Source organism: Bacillus sp. TL12, assembly GCF_022625245.1.
In the GTDB taxonomy this organism is placed as follows: Bacteria; Bacillota; Bacilli; order Bacillales; family Bacillaceae_G; genus Bacillus_A.
Genome location: NZ_JAJJBY010000006.1, coordinates 16,393 through 40,056, shown reverse-complemented (window position 1 = coordinate 40,056; position 23,664 = coordinate 16,393). Strand labels below are relative to the sequence as shown.

Below are 23,664 nucleotides of genomic sequence, written 5' to 3'. Positions count from 1 at the left end.
TTTTCACTAAAAACCTATTTAACTGCTTTTATTACGGTAGCGTTTTTTTCTTATTGCATTACTGTGGAATTTAAACATGTTTAAAAATAAGAAGCAATCATCTGGCAAATGAAAATAGCTTCGTTTTATGCTTGGAGATAATTCCATTGAAATAGAGTGTAGAATCTTAATCACAGGTTTTGTAGTTTTTTAGACACGGCTTGTATAAGCATATCTCCCCATTTTTTTTGTAGAAGTCTTCGCATTACCTTACCGATTCCCTTTTTCTTATACACGATTTTAAGGATCCCACATACTAAAACTGCTTCTCATAAGGACAGTGCAGTATGTTAGCTTTTTATACGAAATCGAAATTCTGAGGCTGCCACGACCTATTCTTCACTTCTACTATTCTTAGTATGTTTTATTCAGATCTATAAATTGAATTCATCACCCATAATTGTATTTCATACCTTAATAAAGTGAGATGCATCTATGCTATATAACTACCTTTTATTTGCAATATTACGACAATAAACAATTAAATATGTCTATTTCGGTATATATTACTCTCCAGAAAACGGCATAACACTAGAATGGTAAAGCACTTCCACTGTCACTTTTGGTTATTTCACATACTATAAACAAGAAAAAAACACCTTGGAGTTGATGACATGAAAAAAGCATTAATTACCGGTATTACAGGGCAAGATGGCTCTTATCTCGCTGAGTTATTAATAAGTAAAGGTTATCAAGTGTATGGTTTAAAAAGAAGAACGTCAACATCCAACTACAGCAATATTTCAAAAATTTTAGATAAAATTGAACTTATCCCTGGAGATTTATCAGATTTGGCTTCCTTAATTCATGCAGTAAAAATTGCAGAACCAGATGAAGTGTATAACTTAGCCGCTCAATCATTTGTAGGAGACTCTTGGACACAATCTATTTATACGAGCAATGTAACAGCACTCGGTGTCATAAACATGCTAGAAGCAGTACGCTTAATAAAACCAGATGCCCGCTTTTATCAAGCTTCAAGCAGTGAAATGTTTGGAAAAGTGACCGAAACTCCTCAAACGGAGCAAACCCCTTTTTATCCAAGAAGTCCATACGGTGTTGCAAAAGTATATGGTCATTGGATTACCGTAAATTATCGTGAAAGCTATAATATGTTTACTTGTTCAGGAATTTTATTTAATCACGAATCACCAAGACGTGGATTAGAATTTGTAACACGTAAAATAACAGACGGAGTAGCTAAAATAAAACTAGGATTACAAAATGAACTGCGTTTAGGAAATTTAGATGCCAAGCGTGATTGGGGGTTTGCTGGTGATTATGTAGAAGCAATGTGGCTTATGTTACAAAACGAAAACCCTGATGATTACATTGTAGCTACGGGGGAAACACGTACCGTACAAGAATTTGTTGAAATAGCATTTGAGTATGCAGGACTAAATTGGAAGGATTATGTTGTTCAAGATGAAAAATTTATGCGTCCAGCTGAGGTTGATCTATTACTCGGTTCTCCAAATAAAGCAAAGGAACAATTAAATTGGAAACCAAAGGTATCCTTTAAACAGTTAGTAACAATGATGGTAGATCATGACTTAGAAATAAATCGGGTGCTAAAATGATAGCTTTAATAACAGGAATTACAGGGTTTGTCGGTTGCCACCTGCAAAACAGACTAATAGCTGAAGGAGCTGAAGTCTATGGAACTTCAAGACAATCAAATTTATGTAAACATACTTATCAGTTAGATTTACAAAAGCAAAATGAAATTGTGAGTTTATTAAAAAAAATTTCACCAACTCATATATTTCATTTAGCAGGAATGAGCAATATAAGCGATTCCTGGTTGAATGTTTCTAAGACAATTGAGGTCAATACCATTGGAACTATCAACCTATTAGAAGCAGTCAAAAAACTAGATAAAGAAATAAGAGTAATCACTATTGGCTCTTCAGAAGAATACGGAAAAGCTACTCTTGGTATACATGATACCATCTCTGAAACAACATTACTAAACCCACTAAACCCTTATGGAACAAGTAAAGCAGCTGTTAGTATGCTAGTAAAACAATATTATAAAGCCTTTGGTTTAAATGTTATCCATGTTAGACCGTTTAACCATATTGGTCCTGGTCAAAAGCTAGGCTTTGTTACATCCGATTTTGCTCATCAAATTGCCTTAATAAATAAGAATACTACATGCTGTAATACAATGAAAGTTGGCGATTTGCAATCTTTTCGAGATTTCACAGATGTACGAGATATTGTTCGTGCATATTATTTGATTGCCTTAAAAGGAAATGCAGGAGAAACTTATAATATTTGTTCTGGAATCAGTATATCAATCCAAAATATATTAAATACGTTACTTTCTTTCTCAAATAAAAAAATAGATATAGAACTTGATCCTAATAAAATGAGACCCTCTGATATCCTATATTTTATTGGTGATTACACAAAGCTAAAAAACTTGGTTGGATGGGAACCTGACATTTCTATAAACCAATCTCTACAGGATATATACCAATATTGGTTAGCTACATTGTGATTTGTTAGTAAAAAGCCTTACTGCTACCCTATTAGTTACTAAAGGATCACTTTTTAGTATTAAACCTAAAATAGCTAAATAAATTCTATAAAATACATTGAATTAGCGTGTTTTATAACATTCAAAAACATATATTAGATAGAAATAGAGTTTAATACAAAGAATTAGAGGTTCCATCTATACTTTAACCAAGGTATGAATGGAACCTTACACTTTAATTGTAAAACAGCAAACTTATAAAGAAACAAGGATTGTCACATTTTCATAGCCATTTTTACATTATATACAAAAACATTGTGCGTTAATGCAGTATACAAACTAATTTTAACAAAAACTATAGCTAAAATAATTACCATATTTCCCTACTAAATATCTAACGCCAGCAATATTTAATTTCCATGTCTTTTAAAGTAGAATATGCCGTTCAATCTCTTGCTTCACTACATTAGGCGGCTCTCCATTATGAATATAAACTTTCAAAACGAGAGAAACATTCTTATATAAGGAAAATTCTTCACAGAAGGCCTCAATCAATAAGTCATATCCTTTTCGAAAATCAAAACCGATTATGTACAGAAATATAAACTTATTTGCCGCAGGAGTAAGACTAATTTTCTGATATTCTCTACCTGGATGCTGTTTCGTTACATCAATTACATAAGGAATCTCTTTTAACTTTTCTGGAACAACACCATAATTAAGAAATATAATACACCTTTTTATCTATTCAAAAAAACACCTCTACTAGTATCATAATTAAAGTTTATGATTCAGAGAGGTATTTTTCATTTTTAGGATATAATTCTTCTCATAAGGAAGAATGTGGGACAAGATTTGAAATAAACTGGTTATTATCATTCATAAAATTACTAACTTCAAAACTTCGTTCTAAACTAAATTCAACTCCACAAGCCGTTCATAAATCATCCGCCCTACCACTTTCGGTGAAAAGTCTTTATGAATTACTGTTTTTCCTTTCTTGGCGATAGCATTATACCATAGATAATTAGAAACAAGCTTCCGCATATAATACACCGCATGCTCAATATCAGGTTCTGCCCAAATTTGATCATGTTTATAAGGACCGTAGTTTCCTCCGACTTTAACAAGTGTATAATCAACCGCACAAGAATTTTCACTATTCATAAAATCCGTATTTCCAGACCAATTCGTACCAATTACTGGCTTCCCTAAATACATTCCCTCCGCTAGTACAAGTCCAAAACCTTCCGAACGATGTAAAGATGCTATGCAATCAATAGCTTGAATTAACGCATTTATCTCTTCTCGGCTCAATGTTTGATTAATAAGATAAATGTTACTATTATCTTGAATTAAATTCTGAAGCTGTTTTAATTCTTCTGCATTATTCTGTGAACCATTCACTTTCAATACCAATCCCACAGAAGCATCGTTTTTAGAGAATGCCTCTTGAAATGCTTTAATAACTGAAAGTGGATTCTTTCGTTGCGATACACTTCTAGTATCATACATAGCAAGAAACAAAAATCGATCTATCGGTAATCCAAAGTATCCTCGATCTATATCTTTAGAGCAATCGACTTGAATACAATGCGGAATACGAATAACAGGAAGGTTGGTTTTCTTCGATACTGCCTCTAATACAAAAGACGAGGGAACCCATACTTCATCTAAAAGTCTGAAACTACTAATCCATTCTTCTGGAAGTTCTGGTAATTCCCAATGCCAATAGCCAATATTATAACGCCCATTAAAAAAACGATGCCCGAGTTTCCTGTGAGCCGTCGGAAGTACATCTGGATTCATATGAAAAATATTCACATTATAGATAGGAACCTTTATTTCCTTATCTACCCAAGATAAATCCATTGATGGATATGGAAGTGGATAATTAATAATACCAAACGGAATATTTGTACTTTGAATAGACCTTGCTGCTAAGCGACAAGATTCTCCTAATCCAGCTTCAAGTCGAGCAAATCCTACTAAATTAATACCTTTTTTTAAATATGGTGATACTCGTGTATTCACTTGCTTTAGTGAGTAATCTTCTGATTTTACAATATTAAACCTTGAAAAAAAATCTTCTTCCTCATAATATTCATTAGCAAGATTATATTGCGCCCATTTCAATAATCCCATTTGATCCCTTTGCAGTGGATCTGAAAAAGCTTCTTGTAAATCAGATCTACTTTTATAAATCTCGTATAGTAAATTAGGTATATATGTATTATGGCGAACTGGAGCTAGTGCCCATTGAAAAAAAGAATCCCATTTTGAAAATACAGAAGTATCCTTTATCATTTTAAAACGGTTAGATAAATCGTCACCAATAGGGTATTCCTGCGCTAAGTAAGTTTGAGCCCATTTCAATAATCCTCTTTGATCCCTTCGCAATGGATCTGGAAAATTTTGTTGCAAATCATCTCTATTTTTGTAAATTACATATAACAAATTAGGAATATGAGTATTTTCATGAACGGGAGAAAGACACCATTGAAGTGTTTTATAAGCTATTGAGTCTTCCATATTGCTCCCTCCTATAATAAAAACAACCCAAAGTATATCACTAAAAATTATTTAACAGACCACCTTATGTAATATATACAAACAAAACTTTAAATTATGCAGTTTATTTACATCCCGCGTATTTTAAACGATTTTCAACTAATACAGTATTTAGACGTTGGAATCATTTTTCAGTTTTCATACATTTTATATTTCACTTGTCCTATTTTTTCATATATTAATATTAACTGGTGTACAAAACATTTTATTTATTCTCATCTTCCTCTCCTCTAAACACAAAGTAAAACTTTCATCACCAATCGTTATTTTCGAGCAGTTATCCCCTCACTATTTTCCTGAATCTTAAGGTGCGGGACTTACTGAAAACGAATAGCAAATAAAGTAAAAATTTCTTAATAATCATCTACTCTATTAAACTAGTGAAAAGATATATCCTAATGTAAAAAATATAATACGTATCGAAAATAAGAATATTTAATTCCACATAGTTACTTTTTCATAACATGGAGGCATATTATATGAGTATAATAAACAGAGAAACTTTTTTTAAAATTTTTGGAAGCGGTACATTCAATGGCCCACCACCTCTGTTTACAGGGGCCGATGTTGAACCATTAATAGCATTTTCACGAACTTTCCGACCTAAAACAGTAATTGAAATCGGCATTCAGCGAGGAGAAACTGCAAAATGTATCTTGGACAATAGCCCTTGGGTTGAAAAATATATAGATATAGACTTAGCCCCTGGTTCTCAAACTTCATTATCTCTCCAACAACACGAAGTCCCTCAAATTGTTGGAGAGTATGTTAAAGATGACCCTCGAGTAGAGCTAATTATAAAATCCAATGGTTCAAGAGATATAAAACCATCCGATCTTCCCACAGCAGACTTAATCTTCATCGATGGTGATCATTCTTTAGAAGGAGTTATGTTAGACACTCCTTTAGCACGTCAAGTCATACGAAAAGGCGGAATTATATGTTGGCATGACTATGGTAATTCACCTGTAATCGATGTAACAATTGCCATTAATAGCTTGAATATAAACGAAGGTGATCATATTTGTCTAATTGAGCATGGTATGCTGTTTTCAGTTTTCTAGAACAGGCAGATAAAGTTTTCTTACTGTTTAAATTCTGTTCATATTAAGGGACAATCATCCTTTTTTATTCACCAGAAAATATATAGATAAAAAAAACAATATTCAAATTTCTAGTTACACTTTACACTTTTCTTAATACTTATTTTGTATATACGAATTCAGTACACTAAACTTTTCTGTACTTTTTAATTGTTCATCTATCCCATAATTACACAATGCTTATCTTTTGAAAAAATTCAATACCTCATCTTTTCGTATTTCATGTATGTCGTATATTGTTCCAAATCCCTAGATAATGCTTTATATGCTGTTCCTACAATCAAGTGCACACACTCCTTAATAAAGATACATAATACGACATGTCCTATAAAGATAGGCTGCTGCCTATAACATTTTTCTCCGCTAGTGCATTAAATAATTGTAGTAACTATATGTAAAAGGGATACTTTCTACATTAAGGAATACAAGGAGATACTCAAAATCTTTCTGAACATAAATCGTTCAACCTATTGCAGAAATTGGAGACTCTTTAGCTTAGGTAGAAACTCATATACCTTAATGCACTTTTCAGGAAAATTACAAGAAAAATCAAATGATAATAAGATCTTTTTATTAACTATTATCATTTGAAACAAGCCTCGGGAGCGGAAAATAAAAGATACTAGCAATCTCCACAAAGCTGAATATTTTTAATAAAGGAGCCATTTAGACAGCTTAGTAAGTTTATATAGGCTCCTAAAACCATATACTACAAACCAAATATAAAATACAATGCTACGTTCTTGACATATACAAGCAAAGCAGAGAGAGGGAGCTCCCTAATATGAGCGTAAGATTACGAGAAAGGCGGTAAAATATGAAACTCATTTTATTATCTGGAGGATCAGGAAAACGACTTTGGCCGTTATCAAATGATTCCAGGTCAAAGCAATTTTTGAAAGTTCTTCGAGATGAGGATGGAAATCCAGAATCCATGCTACAACGTATATGGCGGCAAATCCATTCAGTTGGTTTAGAAAATTCCACCTATATTGCCACAAACAAGTCTCAAACAGATATCATTCAAAATCAACTAAGCGACGCTATTCCCCTAATCATTGAACCAGATCGTCGAGACACATTTCCTGCTATTTCTTTAGCATCTGTTTATCTGCACTCCGTTCTTAATATTAGTTTAGACGAAATAGTTTGTATAATGCCTGTTGATGCTTATGTGGAAGATTCCTTTTTTAAAACATTACTGCAGTTTGAAAATGTTTTAACAGATTCTGAAGCCTCTCTTGCATTAATAGGCGTACAACCTTCATATCCATCTGAGCAATATGGCTACATCATACCTAACATTAATCCTTCCCTTCCCTTAACATCCTCATATATGGAGGTTGATCATTTCATAGAAAAACCTGATCAATATACAGCAGAAAGATTAGTAAATGAAAACGCCCTTTGGAATTGTGGAATATTTGCTTTCAAACTAGGATTCTTAATCCAATATTTAGCTGATAAAAAAATGCCTCTACAATACAAACAGCTTACTAATCAGTATTGCAACCTTCCTAAGAGGAGTTTTGATTATGAAATCGTAGAAGAATGCTCTCATATTGTTGCAATACCATATAAGGGTACATGGCGTGATTTAGGAACTTGGAGTACCTTATCAGAAATTCTAGAAACACCAATTGTTGGAAAAGGGATGATCAGTGATAACTCTTGTAATACACATCTTATCAATGAACTAAATTTGCCTGTAATTGTGACCGGTCTTTCTAACAGTATTGTGGTTACAAGTCCTGACGGTATTTTAGTAGCTGACAAATCGCAAAGCGGACAGATTAAAGAGTTTATTGAATGTTACACCCAGAGACCTATGTATGAAGAGCGTCGTTGGGGATGGTACCGTGTCCTAGACTATAGTAAATTGCCAGATGGAAATGAAGTACTTACAAAAAGACTTAAGATACTTGCTAATAAAAATTTAAGTTATCAATTGCATTGTAAGCGCCAAGAAGTTTGGAGTATTATCTCAGGTGAAGGTGTAATCATTATTGATGGAGCATTTAAAACTGTAAACCCTGGAGATGTAATTCAAATTCCTGTGGGGACTAGACATGCACTGAGAGCAACTTCTGATTTAGAATTTATAGAAGTTCAAATGGGAAGCGAACTGATCGAAGAAGATATTGTGCGCATTTATATGACTTGGGAAGAAATTGAAGAAAATTTAAAATAAATTTTGTAGTATAATTTAGAGATATTTCACCACTTCACTTTTATATACTAGGAGAATTTGTAACGAACTAATCATTCAGGTTTTTATCATTTCCATCCCCTCATTAAAATATAAGGAAACTTATTAAGAATGATATAAATGTATACCCAAAATTAAATTCTCAAAATGAGGCGGATGGGATTATAAAAGAATTATTTCATCATGCGCGTTTACAAATTAAAATAATCTAGCAACAAGTATACTATATTCAGACGCTGGAAATATTAAGGGATTAGAGTTTTATTCAATCTACTTTTTCCTCTTTAGTATAACCTCATAAAAATTCCCTGTTGCAGAAAGAGTATCAAAATGTTCTAATATTTCATTTTTATTTAAAGCAACAGCCATATCGGGATGATTTGGCATTACAACCCCAAAACTTGAAAAATAATCAAATATATTTCTTACTTGTTCTTTTGAAGTTCCATTCCGAAGTAAATGATAAGGAGAGTACTCCATAACAACTGTTGTCACTTCCTTCATAAGAGGCAAACACGATTCAAGGATTTCAAGGTCACTTCCTTGCGCATCAATTTTCACTACATCAAAGTACTCAGGCGAACGCTCGTCCAAGCATTGTTTTAAAAATTCTACAATATTTACCGAATGAACACGATTTGACGAAGTGTTAAAGCATTCTATATCGTAATCTCCATTTAATGGTTGCGCAGTACGATGATCTCCATAATTCATGTTATTTTTATAAAAAGTTGTAAATTTTTGTTCTTTACCTAAAGCATAGTTAAACGTATAGATGTTCTTTATATGATTTAGTTCAATATTCATATTTAATAGTGCATAATTTATTGGATCCGGTTCAAAACAATATATTGTTACTGTAGGAGAAAGCTTCGCTACAGGAAAAAAATTACACCAATATTCGCACCTGCATCCAGAACATGACTTCCTGGCTTCATAATAGAGTTTAGATAGTTTAATACATGAGTTTCAAAAGTCATACCTGCTCTTAAAAGATTACTAATCACAATATCTGCTTGATGTGTGATAAATTGAAATTGAATACCATTAAACATTACATTTGCCATTGCAAAAGGATACAATATAGTCCATTTCCTTACCCACCTTTTAATATTTTTATAATATGATTATGAAATTTGATATGTGCGTAGCAGAAGGAAAACTTATGATCCATCAGCTGCCCGATTCTTACTATTAACCACTACGCTTTTTCTATTTCCGCCCCTTATCTTATAAGCTATCATAATAAATATTATGATAGCTTTACTATATAAGTTCCTCGTTCTTTCTACAGAGCTCTTTTCATTATCTTATTTACAAAAAGTATAATAAGATTTAACACTTCACATTTATAATATAAAACTAGTCATCTTTTTCTAAATTAACTAGTATATTTTTATACCCTGCATCATTTTCCTCTAAATCTTTCCTTCTCCTTAAGGTATTCTTTCAAACCTTCTCGCCACGGTTTCATTACATGAAATCCATTTAATCGCAATGCATAAGAATCCAAAACCGAATAGGCAGGACGTAAAGCACCCGTACTAAACCCTTTCGTAGAAATAGGTGTCGTATTGACCTTTATATCACATAAAGAAAATATCTCTTTAGCAAACTCATACCATGTACAAGCCCCCGTATTAGATACATGATACGTTCCATATAATTCTGTTTCCATCAATTCTTTCACACATCGTACTAAATCCTTTACATAGGTTGGAGATCCTGTTTGGTCATTCACTACTTTAATCCCAAGTTGATTTTTAGCAAGCTTCAACATCGTTTCAACGAAGTTATTTCCATACTTGCCGTAAAGCCAAGAAGTACGTACAATAAAGTGGCGTGAATGAAAGTTCTTAACAAAGTTTTCTCCTGCATATTTTGAGGCTCCATACACGTTTATCGGATTAGGAGTATCAAACTCGTCATAGCCAGTTTCTTTTGTCCCATCGAATACATAATCCGTGCTAATATAAACAAGTTTAGCCGAAACTTTCTCTGCTACAACAGCGACATTTCTTGTTCCAAGAGCATTTACAAGAAATGCTTTATCTCTTTCAGTTTCAGCTACATCTACCTTTGTGTATGCAGCACAATGAATAATAGTATTAGGATTTATTTTTCTTAGAATGAGATCGACTTTTGAAAAATCCGTTATGTCCATATCTTCTCGGCTTAAAGCACAAACCCGATAACCTAAACCATGTAAATCTTCAGCAAACTGTCTGCCTAATTGCCCATTTGCTCCAGTAATCGCTATTACTTTCTTCATAACCCTCTCCCTCTACTAAGATGTACCGTATTTTAGAGGCTTCCACCAGGTTTCATTCCGTTTATACCATTGAATAACCTCCTGAAGGCCCGCTTCAAATGTATATACTGGCTTCCATCCAAGCTCTTTTTTAATCTTTTCAGCATCAATAGCGTATCGCCAATCATGTCCTAGACGATCCTTTACAAATGTAATTTGATCTTTAGAGGCACCTAGCTGTTCAATGATGAGCTCTACAATTTCAATATTGCGCTTCTCATTATTTCCGCCAATATTATATACTTCTCCTTTTCCCCCTTTATGCAGCACTAAATCAATTGCAGTACAATGATCGTATACATGAAGCCAATCTCGAATATTTCTGCCCGTTCCGTATACAGGCAAAGGTTTATTCTCCAAGGCATTTGTAACCATAAGAGGAATCAATTTCTCCGGATATTGATAAGGACCATAATTATTAGAACACCGGGTAATATTTACATGTAAACCGTACGTTTTACAGTAAGCTAATGCAATCAAATCAGCACTCGCTTTACTAGAAGAGTAAGGACTGTTAGGATTCAATGGCGTATCCTCTGTGAATACTCCTGTTTCCCCCAATGAACCGTACACTTCATCAGTAGAAATTTGAATAAATTTTTCAATTTGATTTGCAAAAGCAACTTCTAACAATGTTGTTGTTCCTAATATATTTGTTGAATAAAAGATTTGTGGATTTTCAATACTGCGGTCAACATGTGATTCTGCGGCAAAGTTAATAATACTGTTAATTTCATATTGATCTATTACATGATAAAGCAATTCTTTATTTTGAATATCTCCTTTAATAAACCGGTAATTCTTTTTGTCCTTTATCTCTTCTAAATTCAATAAATTTCCGCAATAAGTCAACGCATCGTAATTAATAATATTATAGTGCGGGTACTTCTTAACTAAAAATCTTATAAAATTACTACCAATAAAACCTGCTCCACCTGTTACTAAAATATTCATGTGCTTTTCTCCCTAAAATGAAAATTATGATTACCATCTTGTAAAGCCGGCAATGCCTGGTCTTTGTCGGATAAAATCGGGTACTTAACCGGCCAATCAATTTGCAACTCTTCATCATTCCAGCGTATCCCACTATCAGTTTGGAAATCGTAATGTTCATCGACCTTATACATGACAATTGTGTTAGGAACTAATGTACAAAAACCATGTGCATATCCTTTTGGCACAAGCAACTGCCGATGATTATATTCACTTAATATAAATCCTTGCCATTTCTTATATGTGGGCGATTCTTTTCGCAAGTCCACGATAACATCAAATATAACTCCTTTCATCACCTGCACAAGCTTCGTTTGAGCTTTAGGGTTTGTTTGAAAATGCAAGCCTCTTATTGTCCCTGCTTCCACCGATTTTGATATATTGTCCTGAACGAATTGATACGGCACTTGTAATTGTTCAAAGACTTTTTTGTTAAAACTTTCTTTAAAGAATCCTCTATGATCCTTATATACGTCCGGCTCTACAATATTTACATTCTCGAATAAAGTTTTAATTACGTTCATTTTCGCCATCACCTCCATCGTTCAGGTTTTTCATCAAATTCCTTCCCGAATTGGATTTCTCTTGCGAGTACATTGCTACGCCAAAGAGGATCATAAACCTCTCCGTCACTTCATCACCTATCACTCCATTAATATATAGGTCAATATTCCTTGTTATTTTAATATGTTATTTCTAATTGATCGCCATAAAGGAAATGACTACTTATTACTTTTGTCGTGGGATATAGACGTGATTCCGTACCATCAATCAGAATAACTCCCCTTATCTAATCCTTCCTTTTCTTATAAAATGCAACTTTAATCAGTGAGTTACTACCCACGAATAGCAGAATAAACATATCTCGTTATTTATCTTACTTTTTAAACATGATATATATGCCGTTTATAACCATACTGTACTAGCTAAATCCTGTACAATTTTAATTTCTTCTGTTCATTTTATTGCTGATCCCATAATGACATGGAACGTCCAGCGTAGCACGCACATAAAAAGAGACCTACTGTTTTCAATTAGTTGCTCGATTTTTAAATATATGGAATTTATTACTCAAAATTAGATATTGAAATTGGATATAAAAGGGGGTATTTACTGGAATATTCTTTGCACAAAATCTATCTATTTTCATATATTATAAGTGTTATTAAGTATCAACATAATTAATAAAAAGGAAGGAGCATTTGTCTATGGTTCTATCAATATGCAAAAGTAGTATCTGTCGCCAGTTCTCCAACATACCACTTGGAACTATAATAACGGTCGTAGGTAAATCTGGCTTTGTTTATGGACCAGCCAAACTTATAGACTTTAATAACTGGACTGGCATAGTTACATTAGAAGAAGAAGATTTACCATCTCCAAGTGCGACGAATATTATAAAAATTAGTTGTAATAATGTTGAAAGCATCATTACAACAGAAGAATAGAAATCATTGCTACAATTGGTGATATATAATGAAGTTACTATATATTTCTTCTGGTTATCACGGTATTTACGATTATTTAGATCACAGTATGAAAGCTGGGCTAAACGATAATGGTTATGAATGGATCTCCTTTCATCCATTAGAACCTATAGAAAAGCTGCAATCTATTGTTGCCACGTTTCAACCACAAGTGGTTCTAACTATATTAGGAGACTATCTTTCTGTACAAGCTATTCAATATTTTAAAGAAAATGGTATTAAGCTAGCATGTTGGATGACTGAGGACCCTTATTATTTTGATAAGACTTATCAAATGATTAATAGATTTGATTATATCTTTACGATCGATACAGGACCTTTAAAACACTATCAATTCGTTCATCAAAATGCCTATCATTTACCGTTAGGAACAGATTCTGCAACTTTTAAACCCCTACTAGTGGAACACGCATACAAAAACGATTTACTCCTTGTAGGATATCCATATCCCACAAGGATACACCTCATCCATTTTCTCTTAAAAAATACAAACTATCACATCTGCTTAGTTGGGAAAGGCTGGCGTAATAGACTACAAAAACTTTGGAGAAACAGCCCTAGAGTTACAATTAAAGATACATGGATGAATCCAAAAGTGGTTTCCTATTTTTACAACGGAGCCAGCATTGTATTAAACCCTCATCGAAGCCACAATTTCTTGCATAATCAAAACGCATCTGGAATTATTAGCGAAAGCATTAATAACCGAACGTTTGATATTGCGGCATGTGGAGCTTTTCAACTAATAGAGGAAAAACCTAACCTTCGTTCTTTCTTTACTGAAGAAGAAATGGTATCTTACCAAGATTATGAAGATTGTCTATGTAAAGTGGTTACCTATATGAATAATAAAGAAAAGAGGCAGGTTATTGCTCAAAAGGCTCAAAAACGAGTGATAAAGCAGCACACATTTGGTCAAAGGGTAAAAGAAATGATGAATATTATTCAAGCATAAAAATCGTATTCTATCGCAAACATAGTTTATCCAAAAAATAAAATCTCAATACGCATTGAGTACGCTTATGTTTTATTTGAAGCAAATTTTACTTTTCAAATTTAAACAAGAAAAAACATCGGTATGATAACCGATGTTTTTTCTTGTTATAAAGTATTTCCTTATCCCGTCTTTCCAGGAAGATATAGATGAAAAAATTTTTCAAACGTAAAAAATGATGTTCTGCAACGAAACACACTCGTGAAAATCAAGAAGGTTGAATGTTAAGTCGTTTCACTGAATAAATTCTTTTACAACTTCATATTTTGTTCTTTTCCACTAATTTTATCTCTGTATAAACAACACAATGTATAACAATATCAGGGGTTATTTCCTATGAAATAGATATCACTTCCAGGATAATTACCATATGCATTTCTTTTTATATCTAAACTCTTAAGGTTTACTGTCGAATCCATTCCCAAAATATAAATCTTTTGCCAACGTATTTGCTCTATAGAGGGAATCATGAGTTCCAGCGTCAGTCCACCAGCCCTTTAATACATTATAAGTTAAAGTACCTCTCTTAATATATTCATTGTTCAAGTCCGTTATTTCCAATTCTCCACGGCTAGATGGACTTAACTTTTTGACCATCTTAAATACATCTGCGTCGTACATATAAATTCCTGTTACTGCATAAGGACTTTTCGGATTCTTTGGTTTCTCCTCTATATTTACAATATAATCCTCCTGTATTTCAGGAACTCCAAATCTTTTTGGGTCATCAACTTCCTTCAAAAGAATTTTCGCCCCTTCTTTTTGCTTCTGATACCCTTTTACATAATGAAATAATGTATCAGAAAATATATTATCACCTAGAATGACAAGCATTCTATCATTACCGATAAATGTCTCACACAATCCTAAAGCTTGTGCAATTCCCCCTGCTTTTTCTTGTACTCTATAAGTAAATGAAACTCCAAAATCTGTTCCGCTCCCTAAGAAATTAACTACATTGCCCATATGATCTTTTCCTGTTACGACAATAATGTCTGTAATCCCGCATTCTTTTAACTTATAAACCGAATGATAAATCATTGGATAACGCCCCACAGGCAGCAAGTGTTTATTAGTGACCCTAGTGATAGGGTGTAATCGTGACCCTGTACCTCCAGCTAAAATAATCCCTTTCATAAGATTGCTCCTTTCCTCTATAAAAATCTAGAACGTATTCTGATGTTTGAGTAAGAGCAGAAAATATCCATATCCCTAAAGCTACTAAAGGTATCCTTCTTTATTCATCCGCGAATCCTACAGTGTACCAATGAAATTTTTTTGCAGTATTAATACAATTCTTTAGGACTCATTTTTATTCTTCATCTTTTAATAAATGCTTTTCTTGCTATGCTCATGACACATAATGAATAAAATTTTTTTATTCTTTTCTTGGAAACCTTAAACTGCTAAAATGCTTTTGAAGAAAACTCAGTGAAGTAACAATAGTAAATTTCTTCATAACAACGACTTCAAAACAAAATGCTGTATAGGTTGATTTATTATAAAAAACATACGCTTTATAAACTCTTTATTCTATAAAACAATAAAAACCCTTGGTAACAAGGGTTTTTATCTAACTAAGGAAGTTACATTAAGTCTCACAGAAAGCAAGGGCTCAACTTTTATTAGCTGCTATTTCAAATAAATCAGGAGCTAATGTTCGAATACTCACTTCAGTTTTATTCATTTCTATTAAATCTAATTTTTTGAAGAAACTTTTTATTTCGTCTTCTGAAGTTAACGTATGATCCCCTTTTATTGTAGAAAGTGCTCTTACTGAAGACTCCTGGATGGAACTTTCACCTGTTGAATTGATTTTGTCTAATAAACTAATAATATTCTTATAGGCATAGTTTTCTTCATCCATAGCCCCATAATAATTTTTTGATAGAATTTTTTTCCCTTCATCTATTTCCCCTTTAGATAAGTAGAAGTTGATTAAATTGAATACTTCACTACTATTTACTGATTTATGGGTAACTGCATTAGGTAAATATTTTCTCTCTTTTTCATAATTAATCGGCATATAAGCAATGACTGGTTTATCAAGTAACAAAGCTTCAATACCTGTCGTACAACGATTGTGTATAACTACTTTCGAGGCTAAAATCCACATAACAACATTACCATCATGGGCAACAAACACATTTTTATAATCCGACAACTCTTTTCGATAACTCTCCAAATTTTCATGAATATGAGGACGAACAACAATATTAAGATCCGGATATTTCCCACTTAATTCTTTAATTAATTGGATAAAATGTTCATATACCTTCTTTATATAATGTTCATTAGGATTAAACCCTCTTAGAAAGTGATTATATTGAGTAAATCTTGTATTTACTAAAATAAAATCACCAAACCTCTGTTCAATCATTTTAACTTCATCACTATATAAACCCCGAAACTTTTTCTTGAGTAGATCGAACCGCGGATGACCAGTTAAATGAAATTTCTGCTTAAATTCAGGAAAAGTATTTGTAACTATTTCTTTATGAGCATCTCCCCAGCAATATACATGCTCAAGTATATTAACATACTTATCATCTTTTCCAAGACGGCTATAATTATTGCTATTAAGGAATAATCCTTCTTCTTCATCTAATTCGACGATAGAATAGCCTAGTTTGTATGCGTGGTCCATATATTCTTTCCTTGCATCACCGTAAGGAGTTCCCTTTGAACAAATAATCCCCTTAGGTAATAACTCTAAATGAGCGAGAATAGGCGTATGTGTTCCTAGAACAATCCGATAATTCTCTTTAATTGCATAATAGGTTAAGAGTAATTTTGCGTCGAATTCTCTTGTTTTTGATTCGATTGGCAAGTAAAGAAACTTTTGCGACATAAACATCACCCCTTCTTATTGTTTCAATCAAAAAAAATCTTGCCTTTAGTAGCGAATAGTATTTTTTCTTATAAGTGAAACTTTAATTAACGAAGGCCTCCTTCATCCCTTACTGTTTACTGGCCCTCACCAATCAGGCTTTTACGGGCAGCTCACACCTAATTTCTTTGCTTTTGCGGAATTTTGAGGTGGGGTCTTACTGCTCACAAATAGTAGAATAAACCTACTGAATCCATTAATATTTACTATCATTCATCCCTTTCTTGAAAATTTTTTAAATTTGTTGCTTTCTCATTAATTTCTTCTCTGTTTTTTAATAATCTTTTTAATAAGTTTAATATTTCAGTACTATTTACATTATCAATAATCCATCCACCTTGGTATCTTTTCACTCTTTCAGCAGGAGCACCCAAATTAAATGTAATAATGGGGTATCCCGATAGCATCGCTTCACTTGTTGTATACGAATACGTTTCAGGACAAACTGAGGGAGTAATCACCAATGCTATTTCTTTTTCAGCTAATATTTCTGATAAATCATCAACTTCGTACCTTCCTGTTACTTCAAACTTACCTTCAACACTTTTGTGTGGATGAAAGTGAATATTTGTTATCCCAATTACCTTTATGTTTATTGGTAAATTTTCTTTAATAATTAAATCCTTTAGCTCATATATAATACTTGATCCTTTTGGATAATCAATGGCTCCTACAAAAGCAATATTTAAATCTTGTTTATTTAAAAAATCCTTATTAAAAGTGTATGCTATTTTTGAATCAATGGAATGTTCTCTTACTTCTATCTGGATATCTTTATAATATTTTAAAAGAATTTCTTTCGTGTTATAGCTAGGTGTTATCACCTTTTTGGCCCCTATCAAAAAAGGATGAAACGCTTTTCTCCAATCTTCAATGTTAATCGTTTCTTTTGGGTATAATTTTGCAATACACCCCTGACAGATTTCTGGATTCGTTTCAGCATTACAGTATTTCTTTTCATAGTTAATTAAATTATAACTTGGGCAAATACAATAAAAATCATGAACAAAAAAACAATAATCCACCAATGAGTTTTTTATTAAACTGAACATCTTTGCAATTGGATACTTAAATAAATGATTAATAAAAATGAGATCAATTCTTAAAGCATTTAATAATTTTTTAAAATTCATTTCATTTAGTTTATTTAGTTTAAGATGATAATGTATTGGTTCAGAATGATTATGATCAGTTAAAATTAAATAATCTGTCCTAGGTATTAATGTGTATATCCTCTCATCATCTTCTAATGTTTTTATATGGTTAGCTTGATAGATTGAGGCACCACCACCTAAACCATGGTCGATAAATAATCTACCCTTTCTATAAGAATATTTATCGGCGACCATTACACTTTTCATGAATTCTCTTATATTTTTTATTGGATCCAACCTTATAAATTCTTGTATTCTTTTATTATAATCGGGGTATCGGTCAAGTAATTTTTTTAAATTACTTGACATTAACGCTTGTTTACTGCCATCTATTTGATTAAAACTGACACCGTGTTTATGATAAACGAACACATTTGGGATCAATATATTTTTATATCCTTTATGCTGAGCTCTCATACACCAATCATTTTCCTCGCCATACCCTTTGCCAAAAACCTCATCATCAAAGATTCCGATATCATGAATGACATTTCTATTTAATGCCATACAGAAGCCTACACCTGTTGGGATTACTATCCCTTTGTTAATGATATATTTTGAAAAATATGAATCGACTTCATTTGTATTCATATCGTACGGTAATTCATTATCTTGAAGAAAATTAGGATAGGAACAAATCGTAGCACTATTTGAGAAAGGAGTAACGGATGAGATTTTATGATTTACTAATATAGGGTTAATTAAACGTCGAAAACAATGAGGTGGAATTTCTGTGTCACTATTTAATAAAATGGGGTGATTCGTTGTTAAAAGTAAGCCTTTATTAATACTTTGTACATATCCTAGGTTTTTATCATTGTGTATAATCACTAATTTTTTTAGGCTTTGGGGTGATTTGCTGGATTTCAAGTTTTCCAAAAAACGATATATTCGTTCATCTGTACTCGCATCATTAATTAAAAATAAGTTAAATTGAAGATCTGCATTCTCATATATACTTTCTATACATCTCTTTGTAAATTCATAACCATTATATATTGATAGAATTACATCTACCTCAGTATCTTGAAGTAAGTTATTATTATATTCAACATAATTTAATTCATTAAATGTTTCTAAACTAAATTGATTAAGAATAGAATCATTTAAAAAAGATGGTTCATCAGCTTCTTCGTCTGTATTCGAAATAGATTGGATATCTGTTGGCTTTTCGTAGTTCAAATTTAAAATCAATCCTTGTTCGTCACCCTGTAAATATTTATCCATATGGCACTTAATCTCTCTTTCGTTTTTTGAATAACCCCAAATTCTCAAATGATTTACTTGTCCTTCAAAATATCCGTATACTTCACACCCTCCAATATTTCCTGATGCAAAGATATTATTCTTCGCACTTTTTAATCCTTTTTTTACAAAACTTCCATTCACATATAAGTTTGGAGTATTGTTTTCATAAACAATAGCTATATGAGTCCAATCATCTATTTTTATCTCATATGTGAGTAGAGCAAATGCATCATTACCACTATTTTCATATACCGTTATCCCATTCGTTCCAACTGATATTCCCGTACTCGATTCATCTTTTTGCTCAATTGTAGATTTCCCCGGGCTAATAACGAACCTTTGACCGGAAATGCTATCCTTTCCTTCATCTGATTCCCAATTTAAGCTAAGTTCCTTTTGAGGCTTTACCCAAAACTCATAGGTGAAATTATTTTTAATATTTTTAAATAAATCCTTTGTCAGTATCATTTCTTGCCCTTTGAAATTTAAAAATCCTTGCAACACATTGTTCACCCTCGCTTATATAATTCATTCTACAATTCAAAAAACAAAAATATTTAACTATTAAAATTAAAAGATATATATACTTTTTTTGCAAATTATTTAATAGCACTATCTAACGCCTATTTGAAAGTTCATTGAATTAAATGTTTTTTGTTAATGAAGATACATTATTATTATTTGAGTTTTATAATCGACTAATTATACACGATCGATGTTTTTATTCATTACTAATTAGTGATATAAACTATGCAATCAAACAATAGAAATCGGACTTAGGCTTTTACTTTTATCATGCTATGTTTCGTTTTGTTTTTTGTATAGTTACACAGCCTATCTTGAAAAAAGATGGGGCATTATGCTCTATATTAAAGACATAATCCCCTCTATGTGCTTGAACAGCTTATGAACATGTAACACTTTTAGATTAGAAAATTTGAAGGTACCGCTTATATCTAAAAACGAAGATTATGATTTCTAGCATTTCCATAATATAAAAGAAGCTATTAAACAGATTTATCATTTCCTGAACCATGAAATAAAAGAACGGTAAGGCGCAATTACAAGTAAATTACAATCTAGACTTATTTACTATTTCGATAAAATTATAAGAAAATATGGAGATGATACCCAAACGTTTCCACGAAATATTCATAGTAATAGATAGAGAAAATGTATTCAATAAAAAAGGCTGTGAATAAAATGAATTTAACAGGAAAAACAATTTTAGTTACTGGTGGAACAGGCTCCTTCGGAAAAAGATTTATAAAAAAAGCCCTGGAACTTGGTGTAAGCAAGATCATTGTTTTTAGTCGTGATGAGTTGAAACAATACGAAATGGCTCAAGATTATACCGATTCGCGTATTCGTTTTTTTATTGGGGATGTACGTGATAAAGCTCGTTTATACCGGGCATTTGCTGGGGTCGATATTGTAGTTCATGCAGCTGCTCTGAAACATGTAGGTGCATGTGAGTACAATCCGTTTGAAGCTATTAAAACAAATGTCTATGGTGCTCAGAATATCATTGAAGCTGCTATAGATTGTGGAGTGCAACGTGTCATTGCTTTAAGTACAGATAAAGCTGCTTCTCCAATTAACTTATACGGTGCAACAAAATTAGCATCAGATAAACTTTTTGTTGCAGCAAATGCTTACGTAGGGAAAAAAAACACAAGATTTTCAGTTGTACGTTACGGAAATGTAGTAGGCAGCAGAGGCAGTGTAGTGCCATTTTTTAAAAGTATAAAAAGTACTGGGAAGATCCCTATTACAGATCAACGTATGACCCGATTTTGGATAACACTTGATCAGGGAGTGCAATTTGTTCTTGATAACCTTCAGCGAATGAAGGGCGGGGAAATCTTCATTCCTAAAATCCCTAGCATGAAAGTAACAGACTTGGCAAAAGTAATTGCACCTGAATGTAAAATTGAGTTTATCGGCATCCGTCCAGGGGAGAAACTTCATGAGGCTATGATAACTGAAGATGATGCCCGTCATACTTTAGAATTTGAAAATTACTATATCATTCAACCAGAATTCAATTGGTGGGATAAAGCAAATATAGGTGAAGGCAAACCTCTTCCAGAAGGTTTTAGTTATACAAGCGACAAAAATGATCATTGGTTAACAAGGGAAGAGTTAAAAAAATTCATTAATGAATAAGAGAAAAGAATGACTAAAATGAATTAAAACAATCTATAAGGGAGTATTAATGATCATGAAACATCTTTTAGCGCTTCATGGAGGAAACCCCGTACGGGATCATTATTTGCCATACGGCAAGCAATTCATAGATGAAGATGATATCCAAGCAGTAATAAACATTTTAAAAAGTGATTTTATTACAACCGGTCCAACAATAAAACAATTTGAAGATCAAGTGGCAGCATATGTAGGTGCCAAATATGCCGTAGCATTTTCAAGTGGAACAGCCGCCTTGCATGGAGCTTGCTTTGCAGCGGGAATCTCCACTAATGATGAAGTTATCACCACTTCGATGACGTTCGCTGCCAGTTCTAACTGTGTCCTCTATCAAGGTGGAATACCGGTATTTACAGATATAAACTCCGATACTTACAACATTGATCCTAATTTAATAAAAGATAAGATTACAAATAAGACAAAAGCAATTATACCTGTACATTTTACTGGACAGCCAGTTGAACTTGAAGAAATTTCAAAAATTGCTCGAGAATATAATCTAATAGTAATCGAAGATGCAGCTCATGCATTAGGCGCTACTTACAAAAAGAAAAAAATTGGTTCAATTAGCGATATGACCATGTTCAGTTTTCACCCCGTCAAACATATTACAACAGGCGAAGGTGGAATCATTACAACAAATAATGAGGACTACTATCAAAAACTTCTACAGTTTCGAACACATGGAATCACTCGTTATCCTAATAATTTAACTGAGAATCATGGTCCTTGGTACTATGAAATGCAATTTCTTGGCTATAACTATCGGATGACAGATATCCAAGCAGCTCTTGGATTATCACAACTGCAAAAATTAGATTCTTTTATTGCTAAAAGAAAACAATATGTAGCAATGTATGATACGGATTTAAAAGATTTACCCGAAATTATTCTACCAAAACAATTAGAACATGTTAATTCAAGTTGGCATTTATATATCATTCAGTTAAATTTATCAATGCTGAAAGTTGGCCGAAAAAAAATCTTTCAAGCGTTACAGCAAGAAAATATTGGTGTCAATGTTCACTACATTCCGGTTCATTTACAACCCTATTATCAAAAATTAGGTTATCAAAAAGGAATTTGCCCCCATGCTGAAAAATTATATGAAAGCATCATTACTCTACCATTATTTTCAGAAATGAGTGAACAAGACGCTAATGATGTCATTCATGCAGTTAAAAAAGTAATAAATTTTTATAAAAAATAAATGAATAAAAAGGTGATGAAATGAAAGTTGCCGCTATTATTCAAGCCCGAATGGGCTCAACTAGGCTTCCAGGGAAAATCCTGAAGAAAGTTCTTGATAAAACACTATTAGAATATCAAATTGAACGAGTAAAAAAAGCAAAAACAATTGACCAAATTATTGTAGCTACTACTACAAAGCTCAATGATAATCCAATCATTGAGCTTTGTAGGCAACTTTCTGTTCCTTATTATCGTGGATCAGAAGATGATGTATTATCACGCTATTATGAAACTGCAACGAAATTTTCTGTGGATGTTGTAGTTCGATTAACTTCAGATTGTCCCATTATCGATCCTAATATTATTGATAAAGTCGTTAATTGCTATTTAAAACAGCAAAATAAATATGATTATATATCTAATACACTAACCCGTACGTATCCAAGAGGATTAGATACAGAGGTTATGCCCTATCGAATTTTAAAACGAACATATGAAGAAGCCAATGAGCCATCATATCGTGAGCATGTGACTGCTTATATATATAACAACCCTGGGAAATTCAAACTGTTAAATGTCCATCATGACTTAGATGAAAGTAAGCATCGCTGGACTGTCGACACGAAAGAAGACTTTATTCTTATTAAAAACATTATTACCAGATTATATCCAGTTAATAGTCAGTTTTCTTTCAGCGATATTTTAAATTTATTAAAACAAGAACCAGATTTGTTTTATATTAATAGTCATATAGAACAAAAGAAGATAGGTATGTAAATCA

General features: G+C 32.6%; 18 protein-coding genes. 9 read left to right on the top strand and 9 right to left on the bottom strand.

What is annotated here, in order from left to right:
* Nucleotides 1-653: 653 nt before the first annotated feature.
* Both gmd and LOK41_RS07690 read left to right on the top strand, forming a co-directional pair.
* Nucleotides 654-1,619 (top strand): GDP-mannose 4,6-dehydratase, encoded by a 966-nt coding sequence (gmd, locus tag LOK41_RS07695; protein WP_241815952.1) that lies wholly within the window; start codon nt 654-656, stop codon nt 1,617-1,619.
* Nucleotides 1,616-2,545, top strand: a complete 930-nt coding sequence (locus LOK41_RS07690; protein ID WP_241815951.1) for a GDP-mannose 4,6-dehydratase — start codon at nt 1,616-1,618, stop codon at nt 2,543-2,545. Before gmd ends, LOK41_RS07690 begins: the two co-directional genes overlap by 4 nt.
* Before the next feature lie 888 nt (nt 2,546-3,433).
* Here LOK41_RS07690 and LOK41_RS07685 read toward each other — a convergent pair.
* Nucleotides 3,434-5,056 (bottom strand): glycosyltransferase, encoded by a 1,623-nt coding sequence (locus tag LOK41_RS07685; RefSeq protein WP_241815950.1) that lies wholly within the window; start codon nt 5,054-5,056, stop codon nt 3,434-3,436.
* Nucleotides 5,057-5,574: 518 nt separating this feature from the next.
* Here LOK41_RS07685 and LOK41_RS07680 point away from each other — a divergent pair.
* Nucleotides 5,575-6,159: a class I SAM-dependent methyltransferase gene (locus tag LOK41_RS07680; protein WP_241815949.1), complete on the top strand. Its 585-nt coding sequence runs from the start codon at nt 5,575-5,577 to the stop codon at nt 6,157-6,159.
* Between the two features lie 856 nt (nt 6,160-7,015).
* Nucleotides 7,016-8,389, top strand: a complete 1,374-nt coding sequence (locus LOK41_RS07675; RefSeq protein ID WP_241815948.1) for a sugar phosphate nucleotidyltransferase — start codon at nt 7,016-7,018, stop codon at nt 8,387-8,389.
* Nucleotides 8,390-8,677: 288 nt separating this feature from the next.
* On the opposite strand, the gene LOK41_RS07670 is transcribed toward LOK41_RS07675, so the two are convergent.
* The 5 genes from LOK41_RS07670 to rfbC all read right to left on the bottom strand — a co-directional run bounded on the left by LOK41_RS07670 (nt 8,678) and on the right by rfbC (nt 12,235).
* Nucleotides 8,678-9,367: an FkbM family methyltransferase gene (locus LOK41_RS07670; protein ID WP_347269295.1), complete on the bottom strand. Its 690-nt coding sequence runs from the start codon at nt 9,365-9,367 to the stop codon at nt 8,678-8,680.
* Complete coding sequence (locus LOK41_RS07665) at nt 9,283-9,474, bottom strand: hypothetical protein (protein WP_241815947.1); 192 nt, start codon at nt 9,472-9,474, stop codon at nt 9,283-9,285. Before LOK41_RS07665 ends, LOK41_RS07670 begins: the two co-directional genes overlap by 85 nt.
* A 341-nt stretch (nt 9,475-9,815) precedes the next feature.
* On the bottom strand, nt 9,816-10,679 hold the full coding sequence (gene rfbD / locus LOK41_RS07660) for a dTDP-4-dehydrorhamnose reductase (protein WP_241815946.1): 864 nt from the start codon (nt 10,677-10,679) through the stop codon (nt 9,816-9,818).
* 15 nt (nt 10,680-10,694) lie between these two features.
* On the bottom strand, nt 10,695-11,672 hold the full coding sequence (gene rfbB / locus LOK41_RS07655) for a dTDP-glucose 4,6-dehydratase (protein ID WP_241815945.1): 978 nt from the start codon (nt 11,670-11,672) through the stop codon (nt 10,695-10,697).
* Nucleotides 11,669-12,235 carry a dTDP-4-dehydrorhamnose 3,5-epimerase gene (gene rfbC, locus LOK41_RS07650; protein WP_241815944.1) on the bottom strand — a complete coding sequence of 189 codons (567 nt, stop codon included), beginning with the start codon at nt 12,233-12,235 and terminating at the stop codon, nt 11,669-11,671. The genes rfbB and rfbC overlap by 4 nt, the downstream gene beginning before the upstream one ends.
* A 684-nt stretch (nt 12,236-12,919) precedes the next feature.
* Between rfbC and LOK41_RS07645 the strand changes: the two genes are divergently transcribed.
* Nucleotides 12,920-13,159 carry a CGEA protein gene (locus LOK41_RS07645; protein ID WP_241815943.1) on the top strand — a complete coding sequence of 80 codons (240 nt, stop codon included), beginning with the start codon at nt 12,920-12,922 and terminating at the stop codon, nt 13,157-13,159.
* A gap of 28 nt (nt 13,160-13,187) precedes the next feature.
* A complete protein-coding gene (locus LOK41_RS07640; RefSeq protein WP_241815942.1) occupies nt 13,188-14,153 on the top strand; it encodes a CgeB family protein in 966 nt (321 codons plus the stop codon).
* Nucleotides 14,154-14,588: 435 nt separating this feature from the next.
* On the opposite strand, the gene LOK41_RS07635 is transcribed toward LOK41_RS07640, so the two are convergent.
* From LOK41_RS07635 to LOK41_RS07625, 3 genes are all read right to left on the bottom strand, one after another.
* Nucleotides 14,589-15,329, bottom strand: coding sequence for a sugar phosphate nucleotidyltransferase (locus LOK41_RS07635; protein WP_241815941.1), 741 nt, complete (start codon nt 15,327-15,329; stop codon nt 14,589-14,591).
* Nucleotides 15,330-15,807: 478 nt separating this feature from the next.
* Nucleotides 15,808-17,043, bottom strand: coding sequence for a surface carbohydrate biosynthesis protein (locus LOK41_RS07630; RefSeq protein WP_241815940.1), 1,236 nt, complete (start codon nt 17,041-17,043; stop codon nt 15,808-15,810).
* A gap of 248 nt (nt 17,044-17,291) precedes the next feature.
* On the bottom strand, nt 17,292-19,988 hold the full coding sequence (locus LOK41_RS07625; RefSeq protein WP_241815939.1) for a glycosyltransferase: 2,697 nt from the start codon (nt 19,986-19,988) through the stop codon (nt 17,292-17,294).
* Between the two features lie 699 nt (nt 19,989-20,687).
* Between LOK41_RS07625 and pseB the strand changes: the two genes are divergently transcribed.
* Genes pseB through LOK41_RS07610 form a run of 3 tightly spaced genes read left to right on the top strand, consistent with a single transcriptional unit; the run spans nt 20,688 to nt 23,660 of the window.
* Nucleotides 20,688-21,653 carry a UDP-N-acetylglucosamine 4,6-dehydratase (inverting) gene (gene pseB / locus LOK41_RS07620; RefSeq protein ID WP_241815938.1) on the top strand — a complete coding sequence of 322 codons (966 nt, stop codon included), beginning with the start codon at nt 20,688-20,690 and terminating at the stop codon, nt 21,651-21,653.
* Nucleotides 21,654-21,708: 55 nt separating this feature from the next.
* A complete protein-coding gene (gene pseC, locus LOK41_RS07615) occupies nt 21,709-22,902 on the top strand; it encodes a UDP-4-amino-4,6-dideoxy-N-acetyl-beta-L-altrosamine transaminase (RefSeq protein ID WP_277818524.1) in 1,194 nt (397 codons plus the stop codon).
* Between the two features lie 20 nt (nt 22,903-22,922).
* The gene (locus LOK41_RS07610; RefSeq protein WP_241815937.1) at nt 22,923-23,660 is read left to right on the top strand and encodes a cytidylyltransferase domain-containing protein; all 738 of its coding nucleotides are present in this window, start codon (nt 22,923-22,925) and stop codon (nt 23,658-23,660) included.
* Nucleotides 23,661-23,664 lie beyond the last annotated feature (4 nt).